A 15,531-nucleotide genomic window follows, 5' to 3' on the forward strand; every position below is an offset into this window, starting at 1 on the left:
AAAAAAACTTCGTATTTTTGCAGTAAAATCAAACAACAATGGCGCAAAAGATTCTAATTATCGGTGCATGTGGTCAAATTGGATCAGAGCTAACATATAAATTACGCAGCATCCATGGGGATGACAATGTAATTGCTTCTGACATTAACTATAATAATTTAGAGGTTGTCAATTCAGGTATATTTGAAATTGTTGACGCCCAAGATTACGGCTCAATCTTACTTTGCGTAGAAAAGCATAACATCGACACCATTTATTTGATGGCTGCGATGTTGAGTGCCACTGGAGAAAAATATCCTATGAAAGCTTGGGATTTGAACATGAATTCTCTTTTTCATGTGTTGAACTTAGCCAAAGCAAAATTTATAAGTAAAGTATTCTGGCCATCGAGCATTGCTGTTTTTGGTCCGACAACTCCAAAAGAAAATACGCCTCAGCACACCATCATGGAACCAAGTACTGTTTATGGTATTACCAAACAGGTAGGGGAACGTTGGTGCGAATATTATCATGACAAGTATGGTGTAGATGTGCGCAGTATACGCTACCCAGGGATTATCAGTTGGAAAACAATGCCAGGCGGTGGAACTACAGATTATGCGGTAGAAATTTATCATAAAGCGATTACAGACGGTCAGTATGAAAGTTTCCTTTCGGAAAATACTGAATTACCGATGATGTTTATGGATGATGCTATTGATGCAACGATTCAGATTATGGACGCTCCTGCAAACCAACTATCAATTCGTTCGTCTTACAATTTAGCTGCTATTAGCTTTACACCTAAGGATATTGCTGATGAAATCCAAAATCACATTAAGGATTTTATCATTACTTACAATCCAGATTTCAGACAGCAGATTGCCGATTCTTGGCCAAAATCTATTGATGATAGCGTAGCACAAAAAGATTGGAACTGGAGTCCAAAATTTGACCTAAAAAAGATGACTGAGGAAATGATTACTCAATTAGGCAAAAAATACGCTGAAGCTAAAAAATAACCAATATCATATATACTTATACAAGCACTTTAAGACTACTTAAAGTGCTTTTTTTTTGATTTTACATAAGAGCATCCTTACTGTCCATAACCATTTTCCCTCCTCTGCTCGACATTCATTTTCTGAAATTCTGACGCAGACTCCACATCGAAAAGATTCTTTTTTACCTCATTTTATGACATGTATTTATATTATTTGAAATTGATTTGCCCAATTTATTCCTAATACCACTCCTATTATTACAACATTTTAAATTACGTTAATCCTATCCTAAACCCATGTTTTTTAACATCTTAAGAACCATTTTTTTCGTAACTTAGGTCAAACCATAAAACCAGGAAATCATGAGAACCTCATTAGAAGCAGCCAGGGAACAAATCCATATCGATACGGTTAATGTTCTACAAAGTATTATTGAAAAAAATTACGATGCCGAAAAAGGCTATAAGAAAGCAATGAAGGATGCCAAAACACCTGAATTGAAGAATTTTTTAAAACGACAAGCAGTTCAACGCAGTCATTTTGCTACAGCCATTGACAAAGAATTGCATCTGTTAGACGAAACGCCAAGAGACAAGGGCAGTATTGCCGGAACACTACATCGTGCTTGGATTGACATCAGAACGTCGGTCACAGGAAAAGATGATGAAGCCGTTCTTAGCGAAGTTTTACGTGGTGAAACCGCAAGCGTCAAGGAATATGAAGAATTGATGAAACATAATACCTTGGTGCCTCATGCCTCTAATGTCTTAAAATCGCAATTAAAAGAATTGCAAGGAACATTGGAACGTGTAAAATCTCTAAAAGATATTCAAGGCTAAGTCACCATGAGCACAATTTTTACTTAATGAAACCCCGCATGATGTGTGTGGGTTTTTTTATGCATCCCTTTTAGAGTTTGATGTCAGTACGCCGAGGAAATTTTCTGAAACTCTAATATGAAAAGGGCCATAACTCTTCGCCTAAACCTAAAAGCCATTTACAATACGGAGGAATTAAAATAGGATTAAAAGTGCTATTAAGACAATCTATAACCTAAAGAGTTAAGAATTTTGATTTCACTATTCACGGAAATAATGTATTTTTAACAACTTGCTGATTTTTTTTGCTTCCAAATCAACAAGCATTTAAGAAGCCTTAATTCAGTAAAAAATTAGATAAATATCCCAGTCGCACGCATACAAAATGAAACACACTAAACTACACTTACTGCTTGCTGATGATGATTTGGACGATTGCGATTTTTTTAAGGAAGCAATGGAAGAATTACCTTATGAGTGCAACCTCTCCATTGTTCATAATGGCGTAGAACTCATGAATTTGTTAGAATCTGAAAATTCTGAACTTCCTAATTTAATTTTCTTAGACCTTAACATGCCTCGTAAATCGGGAATGGAATGTATCCGGGAAATTAAATCTTCAGGTACATTATCCCATATTCCCATCATTGTATATTCCACTTCGCTTGATCCGTCTGTAGTAAATGAACTGTACGAAATAGGTGCACTTCATTACATTCAAAAACCAGCCGAATTTGCGTGCATTAAAAAAGTCATTGAAAAAGTGCTGAAAATCTTTAAAACCGATTTATCACCAACGTCTTCAAGAGAACATTTTATTATTCAACCATAGGTAGTGCATGGGTATTAGCAAAACAACACATAATTTTTTAGATGGTGGCGGCGAAATGGGGAAACTCATTAGAGCTAAAGATTGGAGTAAAACCCCTTTGGGAACACCTGAAAATTGGCCTCAAAGCTTACGTACCATGGTGAGTGTGATGCTCGATAATCCTTTTGGGATGTATATAGCTTGGGGTAAGGAATATACTCAAATATATAATGATGGCTACCGTCCAATTTTAGGTGCAACCAAACATCCTGAAGCTTTAGGCATTAGCACCAGAGAAACATTTTCTGAAGTATGGCACATTATCAGCTCGATGTTTGACAGTGTTATGAAGGGTGAGGCCATCGGTTACCCAGATTTAATGCTGCCTTTAAATAGGAATGGCTATGTGGAAAAATGTTATTTTGATTTTGCTTATAGCCCCATAAGAATGGATTCGGGCGAAGTTGGCGGTGTTTTAGTAACAGTCATTGAAACCACCAATAAAAAATTAGCTGAAATTGAGTTAAGAGAGAGTAAAAATGAAATGGAGTTTGTAATTGAGAATACCCAATTAGGCACCTTTGATTACAACCCTATAAACAACAAGTTTACTTGCAATAACCGCTTAAAAGAATGGTTTGGATTGCCTATAAACGACGTAATAGAATTATCCCACGCCATAAATGCAGTTGTAGAAGACGACAAACAACGTGTCATTGAAGCCATTGAAAATGTCTTAAAACCAGATTCAGAAGGGAGCTATAACATAGAATACACGATTGAAAATCCGATTTCTAAAAAGCAAATTATTGTCCACGCCAAAGGGCGAGCTTGGTTTAATGAATTTAAACAAGCCTACCGCTTAACTGGAACCCTGGAAGATGTTACCGAACGTGTATTATCCAGAAAAAAGATAGAAGAAAGTGAGCGCAATTTAAGGCTCATGATACTTCAAGCGCCTGTAGCCATAGCTATCATAAGAGGTGACGATTACAAAGTGGAGATTGCCAACAAACTAGCACTCAATCTTTGGGGAAGAACCGAACAACAGGTATTGGACACGCCTTTATTTGAGGCTATGCCGGAACTTGAATCACAAGGCATAAGAGACTTTCTGGACGATGTTAGCAAAACCGGAAAACGTTTTGAAACTTCTGAAATGCCCGTCACATTTTCGGTGAACGATGAGTTGAGCACGATTTTTATTAATTTCTCTTTTGAAGCATTATTTGATGTTGATGGCTCTATTAACGGAATCATGGCGATTGGTATTGATGTGACACCTCAAGTTGAAGCACGTAAAAAAATAGAAGATAGTGAGCAGCATATGCGCGCTTTGGTGGATAGTGCTCCATTTCCAATTGGGGTGTATGTAGGTGAAGAATTGCGCATCTCATTGGCTAATCAATCTATCATGGATACCTGGGGAAAAGGTAATGACGTAGTAGGCCAATTATATCCGGACATTTTACCAGAATTAGAAAATCAAGATGTCTATAGTCAAATTAGAAAAGTGCTACATACCGGAACGGCATTTCATGCAAAAAACCAAAAGATATATCTTGTCAAAAACGGTCAATTAGGTGCTTATTATTTTAATTACAGTTTTACCCCATTATTTGATAGCGCAGGAAATGTATCTGCTGTAATGAACACCGCCGCCGATGTGACCGAACTTCATGAGGCTAAGCAAAAGGTTGAAGAAAGCGAAAAGAAGTTCCGAGATTCTGTAATGCAGGCTCCATTAGGCATTGTGATTTTTAGAGGATCAGACCATGTCATTGAAATGGCAAATGATCATTATTTGCAGTTAATAAATCAAACAAGAACGCAATTTGTAGGCAAGCCTCTTTTTGAATCCTTACCGGAGGTTAAAGATAAAATGCTTCCTATAATTTGTGATGTTTATGAAACTGGCAATGCCTTTTATGGCTATGAATTCCCAATCAAAATAAACCGCCATAACACCATTGAAACCAGTTATTACAATTTTGTTTACCATCCTTTAAAGGAAAACGATATTATAACAGGTATTATGGTCGTTGCCACTGAAGTTACGGCTACCGTAAAAGCAAAACAGCTTATAGAGGAGAATGAAGAGAAATTAGAGCTTATTATTGAAGCGAGTGATTTGGGTATATTTGATGTCAATTTAAAAACAGACGACGTTGTTGTTTCCGATCGATGTTACGAAATTTTAGGCTTTCCAGATAAACATCATCTCACGCGAAATGATCTCATTTCCAATCATTACCCAAATGACCTAAGATTAAGGGCAAAGGCATTTGAAGAAGCCTATAAAACTGGAACGCTTCGTTATCAATCTAGAGTCATCTACAATGACAACTCTCTACATTGGATAGACGTCAAAGGAAAGGTGTATTATGACGATCAGAATCAACCAGAACGGATACTTGGTACGGTAAGAGATGTTACTGAAGAACGCACGTTTCATCAACAATTATTAGAGTGGGAAGAGAAATTCAGACTCTTGGCTGATTCCATGCCGCAACATGTTTGGACATCAGATCCACAAGGTAATATGAATTACTTCAATCAGTCTATCCTTGAATTTACCGGACTTACATTAGATGAAATTAATGATGAAGGTTGGATTCAGATTGTACATCCTGATGAACGCGAAGAAAACATTAGACTGTGGACTGAAGCTATCCATTCAGGAAATGACTTTTTAATAGAACACCGTTTCCGGATGCATACTGGCGAGTACCGTTGGCAGTTAAGTCGCGCCATTCCTCAAAAAGACGAAGACGGCACTATAAAAATGTGGGTAGGCAGCAGTACGGATATCCAAGACCATAAGATGTTTACTTCGGAGTTAGAGAATATGGTACAGTTGCGTACGGCTGAGTTGCAGCAAAAAAATATTGATCTTGAAAACATGAATAAGGAATTGCAATCCTTCGTCTATATTTCCAGTCATGATTTACAGGAACCGCTAAGAAAAATTCAAACATTTTCATCCCGTATTGTAGAAACCGAATACGAACACTTATCCGACACTGCCAAGAGACACTTTACAAGAATGCAGCAGTCGGCGTATAGAATGCAAAAATTAATACAGGATTTAATTGCTTACTCGCGTACCAATGTGCAAGAAACAAAATTCGAAAATATCAACTTACAGGAGGTTGTTAATGATATAAAAGAAACATTGAGCGAAGAACTGGAACAAAATGATGTCACCATAAACTTAAACAATATGTGTGATGTTAGGATTATTCCTGTGCAGTTTAAGCAAGTGATACACAACCTCACAAGCAACTCCATAAAATTTGCCAAAACAGACGTTCCGATAATTATAGAGATCACTTGCGATATAGTAGATGGAAAGTCGGCCGGAATCGCGGCATTATCTAAAAACAAACACTATTGCCATATAAAATTTTCGGACAATGGCATTGGATTTGAGTCTCAATACAGTGACAAAATATTTGAAGTTTTTCAGCGTCTACATAGTAAAGATGACTATACAGGAACCGGCATCGGACTTGCTATTGTAAAAAGGATTATTGAAAATCATGAAGGAATAATTTTAGCCAACGCACGTTTAAATGAAGGTGCGGAATTTGATATTTACATTCCGACATAATTCATTTTATTAAAAATCAAAACGGTTCAGCACCAAATTGAAAGTAAAAAATTGATTAAAATTGAGCGGTATACTACGCTTATGGCGATTAAAATCGAATAAATAATTAAAATTATAATTACATTAGTCAACCATTAAATCCCTTATGAAAGTCTTTATTAAATTCGATTTTGCCCAATTTTGTTCCAAAGTTCTCGATGAAAAGCTTTGCGAACTCGGCATCAAGTATAGGATGTTAAATTTTGGTGAGCTTGAGTTTTTGGAACCGGTTTCTGCTGATCAAATGAAGGCTTTTGAGACCGTTCTCAATGATTATGGCATTGAGAAAATAGAAAATCAAAAGGTTATTTTGGTTCAGAAAATAAAAGATACCATTGTGGATATGGTATTTAATGCAAATGAGTCCATCGCGGTAAAAAGTTCCGTTTATCTTGCCGACAAATTGGGGCATAGCTATGGATATCTATCAAATTTATTCTCTGAAGTGACCTACACGTCAATAGAAAATTTTATCATTTTACAACGTATCGAATACGCTAAATCTCTCATTACCAACACTGATTTATCATTAACAGAGATTGCGTTTCGATTGCAATATTCAAGTGTCGCGCATTTAAGCACACAATTTAAAAACACAACAGGTATTACTCCTACTACCTTTCAGCGTATTATCGCAAAAAGAAGAGCGCTAAAAAATAATAAAGATTAAAAAGTAAAAAATGCAAGAAGATTTCACATATGTGGTTTTGGCAGATGATGATGAAGACGACCGCCTGTTCTTTGTAGAGGCATTTGATGAGCTTAAAATACAAACCAAAGTAGACGTTTATAAAGATGGCTTAGAGCTTATGGATGCGCTAAATCACCCCGACGCTGTATTGCCGAACATCCTTTTTTTAGACTTAAATATGCCTAAAAAGTCGGGTATTGAATGTTTAATAGAAATAAAAAGCAACAAAAAGTTTAAAGACATTGCCATTGCCATATATTCTACCTCTGCATCGGAGGAAGATATTGAAGACACCTTTGTTCAGGGCGCGAATATTTATATCAAAAAACCGAGTGATTTTAATGATCTTAAAAAGATTCTATCAGATGTGGTCACCATTAACTGGCAATACCATACCAACGCATTAGATAAAGACAATTTTTTATTACGTTTATGAACCTGCCCTTAAAATTTATTGCCCGCTCAGAACGCTTTCTAAAAATAATTTTTGGGGCCAGCCTATTCATTGTATTAGTGATGGGCGGCGTTGCCTATAAATACATAAAAGAACTTTCCAAGTCTATAGATGATGTGCAACATAATTATCAGGTCCATATTGCTTTAGAAAGAATGGCCTCCGCACTTAAAGATGCTGAAAGTGGGAAGAGAGGTTTTATGATTTCGCGAGACTCTACCTATTTAGAACCGTTGCTAGTAAGCAGTTCCGCTTTTGATAATAGTTTGAAAGACTTAGAAGAACTCACTAAAAACAATCCTGAACAACAAAAAAACATTGCCGAATTAAAAATAAAAGTTGACAAGAATATCGAGATTTTTCAGAAGACATTGGAGCTTTCAACCAGTAACGACTTCGATTCTCCTGAATTCATAGCGGCTTTTAGAGAAGGAAGGCAAACGATGAATAGTGTGCGTTTTAAAATCAATCAAATGACCGCACATGAAAATGATGTGCTTAGTTTGGCAAGAGAGATAAGCTCCAAGCGTTTGTCCAACGCCCCAATGTTAGTGTATTATGTGCTGATTTTATCGCTCCTAATTTTATTATTGACCTATCTTCAAATTACTAAAAACTTAAAGATTTTAAAGGAAAAGAATGAACTTCTGGAAACCTTTAAAAAATCGACTATCCAATCTGAAATCATAAGCAAACACGGCAATTGGATTTGGCATATAGAGGAAAACATTTATGAATATTCTGATAATTTGTATCGCTTATTAGGAGAGGAACCGCAATCTTTTGACCCTAACTTAGATAATTACCTATCCTTTGTCCATCCCGATGATGTTGAAAAATTGATGGAGCATGTTGAGGAAATGATGGAAAATGAAGATCTGCCATTCATCCACTATAGAATCATTCAAAAAAACGGCGCTATAAAGCATTTTAAAGCCTATGCCAAATTATTGGTCGATTCCGATGGGCATAAACGACTTTTAGGCACGACGGCAGATATTACGAACGAAATTGAAAATTACCGATTAATAGAAAAACGAAATCTAGAATTAGAGCGCAGTAATAAAGAGTTGTCTTCCTTTAACTATGTTGCCAGTCATGATTTGCAAGAACCATTACGAAAGATTCAAACCTTCTTATCACGATTGGAGGACAAAGAAAAAGATAAATTATCCAACAGTGGGAAACTTTATATAGAGCGTATAAAATCGTCGTCATCAAGAATGCGTTCCTTAATTGATGATTTACTACAGTTTTCGAGAACAAATAAATCTGAGGAAGCGTTTGAAGAGTCAAACCTCAATATATTGTTAGAAACTGCCAAGCACGATTTAGCCGAAATAATTGGAGATAAAAGAGCGCGTATTACCTCTGACTCGATGCCTTCAATGAAGGTGATCCCGTTTCAAATAAAACAGCTGTTCCTAAATCTACTCAGTAATTCATTAAAATATAGTCGTGAAAATACGCCGCCTGCCATCACCATTACCTATTCTCTAACGAATGCAAGCGATTTGCCAAAAATCAAATACTCCAAGTTTAATACCTACCATACTATAACCGTACAGGATAATGGGATTGGCTTTGACCAAGAGTATGCGGAAAAGATTTTTATTCTATTTAATAGACTTCACAATAAAAACGAATATTCTGGTACGGGCATCGGTCTTTCTATTTGTAAGAAAATAGTTGATAACCATAACGGCTATATCACTGCTGTAGGCGATACCAACACAGGGTCCACCTTTACAGTATACCTCCCGAAGACTTAATACACCTCAAGTATTTCATTTTAAATCACCCCATATCCTATATATGGGGTGATTTTTTATGCACTTATGGGAATTCTATAACCAATTCTGAAAATACTGTAAGAGACAACACCGAGTAATGAGTCATCTTTGTATTGAACGCAATAAGCCACAAAATGCACGAGGATTATAATATGAAAACATTCTTTTATACTGTTTCCGTCCTCATGATTATTATATGGGCCTTGAGCTACTTTGTATATTCATTGAAGCCATCAGTACACTTATTATTGCCATTAGCAGTTTTAATGGGAATTATAGGAATGAAGAAGAAAGAGTAATTAATTAAAGAACACATCATGTCTTACGTGTTATAATGATCATAACTATAAAGACGAGAATTAGGAAACATTATAACTCACTATAAAAAAAATAAGTTATGAAAACCAATCAAGAATCACAATTAAGACAATACGCCAGGGTAGCACGAGTGTTTCCAAAAACTGGAATTACAACCACAAATGCGAGAATTAGAGTGTTGGCTACAACCAAACCTCAAGTTTAACATTTACAGACATTATATTTTAATAATTAACCATAAAACCATCACATCATGATAACAATTGCATCAAAAGTTAACGATTTGTATTCTTTTTTCGAAGCACTCAAAAATGAATTGGGTGGTACGATAGAACAAAATACAACCGAGTGCAAACTCGAAATAAATAACGATTTAGCCCGCGGGAGCATTCGCTCGATCGCTTTAGAGGATGGCATCGCCGTACTAGAATTTAATTTGATTGCCTTTCAGGATATCCAAATTACAATTGATGCTCTTTTAGAAGCTCATGTCAATTTTATGTATTGCTCAAAAGGAAAGTTGACACAGTCTTTCGATAAAGACAGTGAGACAAATACTATTGATGCTTTTCAGACAAGTATCGTCGCCAACATTATATCTGGACAAAACATTATTATGTTAGAAAAGGATATCGAAACCGTAGCAACGCTTATTTCTGTTAATACGTCTCACGAAGGAAACAACAGTTCCCAATGGAGCAGCAGTTTAAGAGAAGCCTTTATCGCAGATAAAACCGACGACTATCTATACATTGGTTCTTACAACCTTAAAATAGCTGAAAACATAAAACAGCTACAATGTATCAAACAAGAAGGTTTGGTGCGTCAATTGTTGACTAAAGGCATTGTAAACGTCATTTTAGCGCTCGAAATTGATCACCATAATATGGATATTGAAAATTTAGACATGGAACCTACAACCTTGACTAAAATGGAAATCGGTCTAATTGCGAAACTTACAGAGTATATCAATGAGTATCCAGATTTAGATCATAAGGTTGAAAACCTAAGCGAGAGAGTTGGTTTATCAGCCGCCAAATTGCAAGAAGGATTTAAGTTTCAACACGGATTGACTATTTGCGAATATATCCGCTCCGTAAGATTGACAAAATCAGAGGACTTAATCATCAATACCGACTTGAACATTTCAGAGATTGTTTATAGTGTAGGATTTACCAGCAGAAGCTACTTCTCTAAAATATTTAAGGAACGTTTTGATTGTACTCCGAGCGATTACAAAAAAAATAAGTTAGCTGTATCAGCATAATATATATCTAGTAGTACTTCAAGGGATTTAAGTACTAATTAATTCGAAAAAGCTCTAATGAAAATTAGAGCTTTTTTGTGTTAATCCCACATTATTTTAAAAACTCGTGGAATTAGGAAACAATGAGATTATCACTCCATATTCTGGGGCAATATTATAGAGGATTTATCGAATTGAGCATAGACCTACCTGACTCGGTTAGTCTATGAAAAGGTTAGGCTATTGCTTTTAACTCTTGCAGAATGTCGAGTATTTCCCCCATTCTTGAAGGATTTTTAGAATTCTCTTTTTTGGTAACTTTGATGCCTTTTAGCTTTACTCCGTTAGGCTTAGCAAAGATGTTTTCTATTGATTTATTAAAATCATTATAATCTGATACAATGTAGCCAGATTTAAATAGCTCTTCTAAAAGAGCAACAAGAGTGACTTGAGAAATCACCTTTTTATTTTTAACACTCACGCACAACCATTTTATGTACTCATCATTTTCCAAAGGCTTATCAGTAAAAGCTTTTGTAAAAGTCTCTAATGAGGAGTTAATGAAAGGTGGCTTAGCATTCATCAATTTATTGTAGAGAAATTCAATTTCTTTCTTTTTATGGCTTTCCTTCCAATTAAAAGAAAGTGTAATATGATTTTTTTTAATCTCCTTTCTATATACAGAAAGGGTTTCAAGGTATTCTTTTGAAAAGTTATGGAACCTATTGTATTTAGAATATAGAAATTCCATTAAATCAACAATGACTTTGTGTATTATACTATAGTCACTATGGTTGGAATTACTCTTTAAATCCAATAAGGTGTTTTCGGTAAATGAGAAGAAAGTATTATTTGATTGGTTGGAAGAAAGTATTATTGCAGATTTAGAAGAAATTAGCGCTTTGGCTATCTCCTTTTCCTCATCCAGTCTTCTTCTTAAGAAGTCATTAAAATCATTTTTAATCTTAATAGATTCATCATATTCAGTTCTATCAATACTATAAATGATATTATTATCAGCTTTATCAATATGAGTTGATGTAAATGTTTCCCTAACACCACCGTAAAAGGTGTCTCTTAATTCTTCAATACCATTTTCATCTAATAGTAAAGATTCAAAAAAAGCTAAAGTTCTATCCTCTGATGGCTTCAACATAATCCAAATTTAAGTAAATTAATACAAAGTTAGACCTAAACTGGGACCCGCCTAAAAAACAAAAGCCACTCAATTTCTTGAATGGCTTTGCTTCACTGTGCTCCTCTTCTTGGGCTCGAACCAAGGACCCTCTGATTAACAGTCAGATGCTCTAACCAACTGAGCTAAAGAGGAAGGTATATTACCTTATTTTGAGGATGCAAATATATTGCTATTTTTGAATTGAACAAAACAATTTTGAAAAATTTTTAATCAGTTATTGCTTTAAAAATATCATTCCCATTCGCGAACAACACTAACATAATGAGTATCACGAATCCAACTAATTGAGCGCGCTCTAAAAATTTTTCTGAAGGCGTACGTCCTGAGATCATTTCGTATAATAAAAACATCACATGACCACCATCCAAAGCAGGAATTGGCAACAAGTTTAAGACGCCTAACATAATTGACAGGAACGCTGTAATGCTCCAAAATACTTCCCAACTCCACATATCAGGGAATACATCAAAAATGGCCTTAAATCCACCCACACCCTTGTAAGCGCCTGTACTTGGACTGAATATTAATTTCAACTGTGTGAAATAGCCTGTTATTTGGCTTGTGAATTTATTAAAACCAACGCCAAAACTTTCGCCAAGTGTATATTCTTTACGTACTACGTCAAAATATCCAAGTTTTGCCCAATCATTAATTGAGCGACTTAATTCAATACCTAATTTCCCATTATCATCAACTTGTAGGGTGATATTTTTGGTTTGGCCATCTCTTAAAATTTCTGTTGTAACAGTTTGCCCTTTAAGCGACTTTAATACGTTATCAGCTTGATCTAAATATTCCACTGATATGCCATTGACAGCTTTCACAATGTCGCCTTTCTTCAAATCTGCCGATTTATTTAAGGACGTATCTGCGACCGCAGCGACTAAAAATGGTTGTCTAAGACCAAATAGACCTTCATGTTTACTTGTGGATAATTGTCCTAAAAAATCTTCAGGCAATGCAATCGTTTGCTCAGTACCATCACGCTCAAGTGTAATCGTTTCGGCTCCTATCAAGTTGGTTCTGATATCTGAATAATTTACAACCTCAGCATCACCAACCTTCACAATGGCATCACCAGTTTGAAATCCTAAATCGGTTAACAACGGATTGTCAATTAAATAGCCGTCCTTGAAACTTGCTGCAGAAATATCAGTATCGCCATAGGCAAAGGCTATCATAATATAAATGATTAGCGCCAATACAAAATTGACCGTCACACCACCCAACATGATAATTAAACGTTGCCACGCTGGCTTCGCACGAAATTCCCAAGGCTGTGGCGGCAAAGCCATTTGTTCCTTGTCCATGCTTTCATCAATCATTCCGGCTATTTTCACATAACCACCCAAAGGCAACCACCCGATGCCATAAACGGTGTCCCCTATCTTTTTCTTAAATAAGCTGTATTTGATATCAAAAAACAAATAGAATTTTTCTACGCGTGTTTTGAATAGTCTTGCTGGTATAAAATGTCCAAGCTCGTGTAAAACGATTAGAAGGGACAAACTCAATAAAAATTGAGAAATTTTAATAATAAACTCCATTGATATCTTTTCAAAAAAAATTATAAGGCACAAAAGTAATCTTTTAAGTGCAGTTAGGAAACTAAAGCCAATCTAAAGGCTAGTTTTTTAACAGCGATTTATTAAAGTTACCCTTGTTTGTTTGCAGTTTTATAAGGAATAGACCGGAAGCAAATGTAGACACATCAATGCTATTGCTCCAACCTGCTGAATACATAAGTTGACCCATTATATTATAGATTTGTATCTGTTCAATAGTGATATGATCAGGCTTTTTAATAAAAATACTGTTTGATGTTGGATTAGGATACACCGATATTCCTTTATCTAGCAAATGGTCTTCCACACTTAATACCGCACTGTTGTTTTTGGAAACGACATCAAACTCCGGATTAACAATAACCTCAACAACATTAAAGTTTACAGATTTTGTAAAATCTTCTGTATTCTTTGTATGCTCTAAAACGAGGTCAAGCGTTTCTCCAGATGCTCCAATCAGCCTGATTGGCAATGCCGTTTCAAAAAATGAAACCGAAGGATGACTTTGGGATTGACTCAATTTAAAGTTGATTTCCGTGGGTTTAGATTGATACCATTTCAAATCAAACGTTGGATAGCCTTCACCATAAACCCAATCATCAAAAAACTCAGACAAATCTTGATTGCTTGCCGCAGTCAAAATCGTTAGCAGATCTTCAGTTTTTGCATACCCATACGCATGGTCTGGATGATTTAAATAATCCTTCAGTCCTTTGTAGAAAATATCATCCCCTAGTTTTTTCCTCAGCATATGCAATACCATGGCGCCTTTATTATAAGATAATCGTCCATCAAACACCCTATTCACGTTCAGCGTATCGGATTCTTTAACATATACAGCACCGCCACTTCTAGACGTTACCGAATTAATTGTCTGCTGTCTCCAGGTTTTAAATGGCGTTTCACCATCTAAATGCTCAACCACCAGTCCAGTCATATAAGTTGCAAAACCTTCATTGAGCCAAATATCCTTCCAACTTCCGCAAGTCACTTTATTCCCAAACCATTGATGACCCAATTCATGGGCAATTAAATTCCGATCGAAACTCCCCATAAAAGAAACCGTTGTATGTTCCATCCCGCCATTCCAACCAAATTGGGCGTGCCCATATTTCTCATCTGCATAAGGATATTCCCCAAAAAGAGCACTGAAAAGATTCATAATATCCAGTGTGACTGGTGTTTGTGTTTTGACTTTTGCCAGTTGTTCCGGATAGATATAATTGACAATCTCAAACGGATTTCCATTATTAGAAACGGTATCTGAATACACCGCATAGTTAGTGACAGCAATAGCTATCAAATACGCAGGAATGGGATAGTTGTGTTTAAAATGCGTCGTTTTTTTCGTACCATTAATGGATTGGGAATGCTCCATCCCGTTAGCCACAGCAACATAGTCATCTCCGCTAGGATTCGTTTTAGGTGCTGTGATATGCACATCAATACTATCAATTTTATCAATCAAATCTTGTTTGCAGGGCCACCATCCTTTAGCACCATAAGGTTCTGAAAGCGTCCACAATACTGGTTTTCCATTGTGTGTACTCACTTCAAACGAGCCGAATCCTGAGCTTACAGGATTTCCTGAATATCGTATCGTCAGAGAATCTAAAACTCCAATTTGTTGAGTTTTAGGCAAGGTAATCACCAACTCATCGGTAGTATTATGTGAAAATACTAAAGGCGTTCCACGTTGCAATACCTGAGAAACCGTCATATTGGTTGCCAAATCAAAAGTGATCTGGCTTAAAGGTGCTTTTGCCTCAAAATAGGTAGTTACCTCACCTTGAATATGGGCGACTGCAGGGTCTACATCAAGCTCCAAACGGTGGTATTTTACATCGTAGTTGCCGGTATTAGGACTGGCGCGGAATTCCATACGTTTAAGTGCAGATTTCAATTCTGCTTCTCTTAAAGTTTTGAGTTGATCCTCTTGAGCATTTACAAACGAAAAAACAAACAAAAACAGAAGCGATACGATGTTTTTCATGAAAGCAGA

Annotated in this window: 13 protein-coding genes and 1 tRNA gene; 10 read left to right on the forward strand and 4 right to left on the reverse strand. The window is 36.0% G+C overall.

Going from position 1 to position 15,531, the window contains the following annotated elements:
• Positions 1–38: 38 nt before the first annotated feature.
• From Q0947_RS05650 to Q0947_RS05690, 10 genes are all read left to right on the forward strand, one after another.
• Entirely contained in the window at positions 39–1,001 is a 963-nt protein-coding gene (locus Q0947_RS05650; RefSeq protein ID WP_299393291.1) for an NAD-dependent epimerase/dehydratase family protein, read from the forward strand.
• A 344-nt stretch (positions 1,002–1,345) separates the two neighbouring features.
• Entirely contained in the window at positions 1,346–1,822 is a 477-nt protein-coding gene (locus Q0947_RS05655) for a PA2169 family four-helix-bundle protein (RefSeq protein WP_299393296.1), read from the forward strand.
• A 364-nt stretch (positions 1,823–2,186) separates the two neighbouring features.
• On the forward strand, positions 2,187–2,633 hold the full coding sequence (locus tag Q0947_RS05660) for a response regulator (protein WP_299393301.1): 447 nt from the start codon (positions 2,187–2,189) through the stop codon (positions 2,631–2,633).
• Positions 2,634–2,640: 7 nt separating this feature from the next.
• The gene (locus Q0947_RS05665; protein WP_299393304.1) at positions 2,641–6,225 is read left to right on the forward strand and encodes a PAS domain S-box protein; all 3,585 of its coding nucleotides are present in this window, start codon (positions 2,641–2,643) and stop codon (positions 6,223–6,225) included.
• A gap of 145 nt (positions 6,226–6,370) precedes the next feature.
• Positions 6,371–6,934 (forward strand): helix-turn-helix transcriptional regulator, encoded by a 564-nt coding sequence (locus tag Q0947_RS05670; protein ID WP_299393307.1) that lies wholly within the window; start codon positions 6,371–6,373, stop codon positions 6,932–6,934.
• 10 nt (positions 6,935–6,944) lie between these two features.
• A complete protein-coding gene (locus tag Q0947_RS05675) occupies positions 6,945–7,391 on the forward strand; it encodes a response regulator (protein WP_299393311.1) in 447 nt (148 codons plus the stop codon).
• Positions 7,388–9,181, forward strand: a complete 1,794-nt coding sequence (locus Q0947_RS05680) for a CHASE3 domain-containing protein (RefSeq protein WP_299393314.1) — start codon at positions 7,388–7,390, stop codon at positions 9,179–9,181. Before Q0947_RS05675 ends, Q0947_RS05680 begins: the two co-directional genes overlap by 4 nt.
• A gap of 173 nt (positions 9,182–9,354) precedes the next feature.
• Positions 9,355–9,501 carry a DUF5670 family protein gene (locus Q0947_RS15190; RefSeq protein WP_366915492.1) on the forward strand — a complete coding sequence of 49 codons (147 nt, stop codon included), beginning with the start codon at positions 9,355–9,357 and terminating at the stop codon, positions 9,499–9,501.
• A gap of 98 nt (positions 9,502–9,599) precedes the next feature.
• Positions 9,600–9,725, forward strand: a complete 126-nt coding sequence (locus tag Q0947_RS05685; protein ID WP_299393318.1) for a hypothetical protein — start codon at positions 9,600–9,602, stop codon at positions 9,723–9,725.
• A gap of 48 nt (positions 9,726–9,773) precedes the next feature.
• Entirely contained in the window at positions 9,774–10,787 is a 1,014-nt protein-coding gene (locus Q0947_RS05690) for an AraC family transcriptional regulator (protein WP_299393323.1), read from the forward strand.
• A 214-nt stretch (positions 10,788–11,001) separates the two neighbouring features.
• On the opposite strand, the gene Q0947_RS05695 is transcribed toward Q0947_RS05690, so the two are convergent.
• The 4 genes from Q0947_RS05695 to Q0947_RS05710 all read right to left on the reverse strand — a co-directional run bounded on the left by Q0947_RS05695 (position 11,002) and on the right by Q0947_RS05710 (position 15,522).
• On the reverse strand, positions 11,002–11,922 hold the full coding sequence (locus Q0947_RS05695; RefSeq protein WP_299393327.1) for a hypothetical protein: 921 nt from the start codon (positions 11,920–11,922) through the stop codon (positions 11,002–11,004).
• 100 nt (positions 11,923–12,022) lie between these two features.
• A tRNA-Asn gene (locus Q0947_RS05700) sits at positions 12,023–12,096 on the reverse strand.
• 74 nt (positions 12,097–12,170) lie between these two features.
• Positions 12,171–13,511 (reverse strand): RIP metalloprotease RseP, encoded by a 1,341-nt coding sequence (gene rseP, locus Q0947_RS05705; RefSeq protein ID WP_299393331.1) that lies wholly within the window; start codon positions 13,509–13,511, stop codon positions 12,171–12,173.
• A 79-nt stretch (positions 13,512–13,590) separates the two neighbouring features.
• Complete coding sequence (locus tag Q0947_RS05710; protein ID WP_299393335.1) at positions 13,591–15,522, reverse strand: M1 family aminopeptidase; 1,932 nt, start codon at positions 15,520–15,522, stop codon at positions 13,591–13,593.
• Positions 15,523–15,531 lie beyond the last annotated feature (9 nt).

Source organism: uncultured Gelidibacter sp. (assembly GCF_947500795.1).
Taxonomy (GTDB): domain Bacteria; phylum Bacteroidota; class Bacteroidia; order Flavobacteriales; family Flavobacteriaceae; genus Gelidibacter.

What these genes read in the sequence shown, in the direction of transcription:
- Q0947_RS05650 (WP_299393291.1), top strand. Translation starts at nt 39, where the DNA reads ATGGCGCAAAAGATTCTAATTATCGGTGCATGTGGTCAAATTGGATCA.
- Q0947_RS05655 (WP_299393296.1), top strand. Translation starts at nt 1,346, where the DNA reads ATGAGAACCTCATTAGAAGCAGCCAGGGAACAAATCCATATCGATACG.
- Q0947_RS05660 (WP_299393301.1), top strand. Translation starts at nt 2,187, where the DNA reads ATGAAACACACTAAACTACACTTACTGCTTGCTGATGATGATTTGGAC.
- Q0947_RS05665 (WP_299393304.1), top strand. Translation starts at nt 2,641, where the DNA reads ATGGGTATTAGCAAAACAACACATAATTTTTTAGATGGTGGCGGCGAA.
- Q0947_RS05670 (WP_299393307.1), top strand. Translation starts at nt 6,371, where the DNA reads ATGAAAGTCTTTATTAAATTCGATTTTGCCCAATTTTGTTCCAAAGTT.
- Q0947_RS05675 (WP_299393311.1), top strand. Translation starts at nt 6,945, where the DNA reads ATGCAAGAAGATTTCACATATGTGGTTTTGGCAGATGATGATGAAGAC.
- Q0947_RS05680 (WP_299393314.1), top strand. Translation starts at nt 7,388, where the DNA reads ATGAACCTGCCCTTAAAATTTATTGCCCGCTCAGAACGCTTTCTAAAA.
- Q0947_RS15190 (WP_366915492.1), top strand. Translation starts at nt 9,355, where the DNA reads ATGAAAACATTCTTTTATACTGTTTCCGTCCTCATGATTATTATATGG.
- Q0947_RS05685 (WP_299393318.1), top strand. Translation starts at nt 9,600, where the DNA reads ATGAAAACCAATCAAGAATCACAATTAAGACAATACGCCAGGGTAGCA.
- Q0947_RS05690 (WP_299393323.1), top strand. Translation starts at nt 9,774, where the DNA reads ATGATAACAATTGCATCAAAAGTTAACGATTTGTATTCTTTTTTCGAA.
- Q0947_RS05695 (WP_299393327.1), bottom strand. Translation starts at nt 11,922, where the DNA reads ATGTTGAAGCCATCAGAGGATAGAACTTTAGCTTTTTTTGAATCTTTA.
- rseP (WP_299393331.1), bottom strand. Translation starts at nt 13,511, where the DNA reads ATGGAGTTTATTATTAAAATTTCTCAATTTTTATTGAGTTTGTCCCTT.
- Q0947_RS05710 (WP_299393335.1), bottom strand. Translation starts at nt 15,522, where the DNA reads ATGAAAAACATCGTATCGCTTCTGTTTTTGTTTGTTTTTTCGTTTGTA.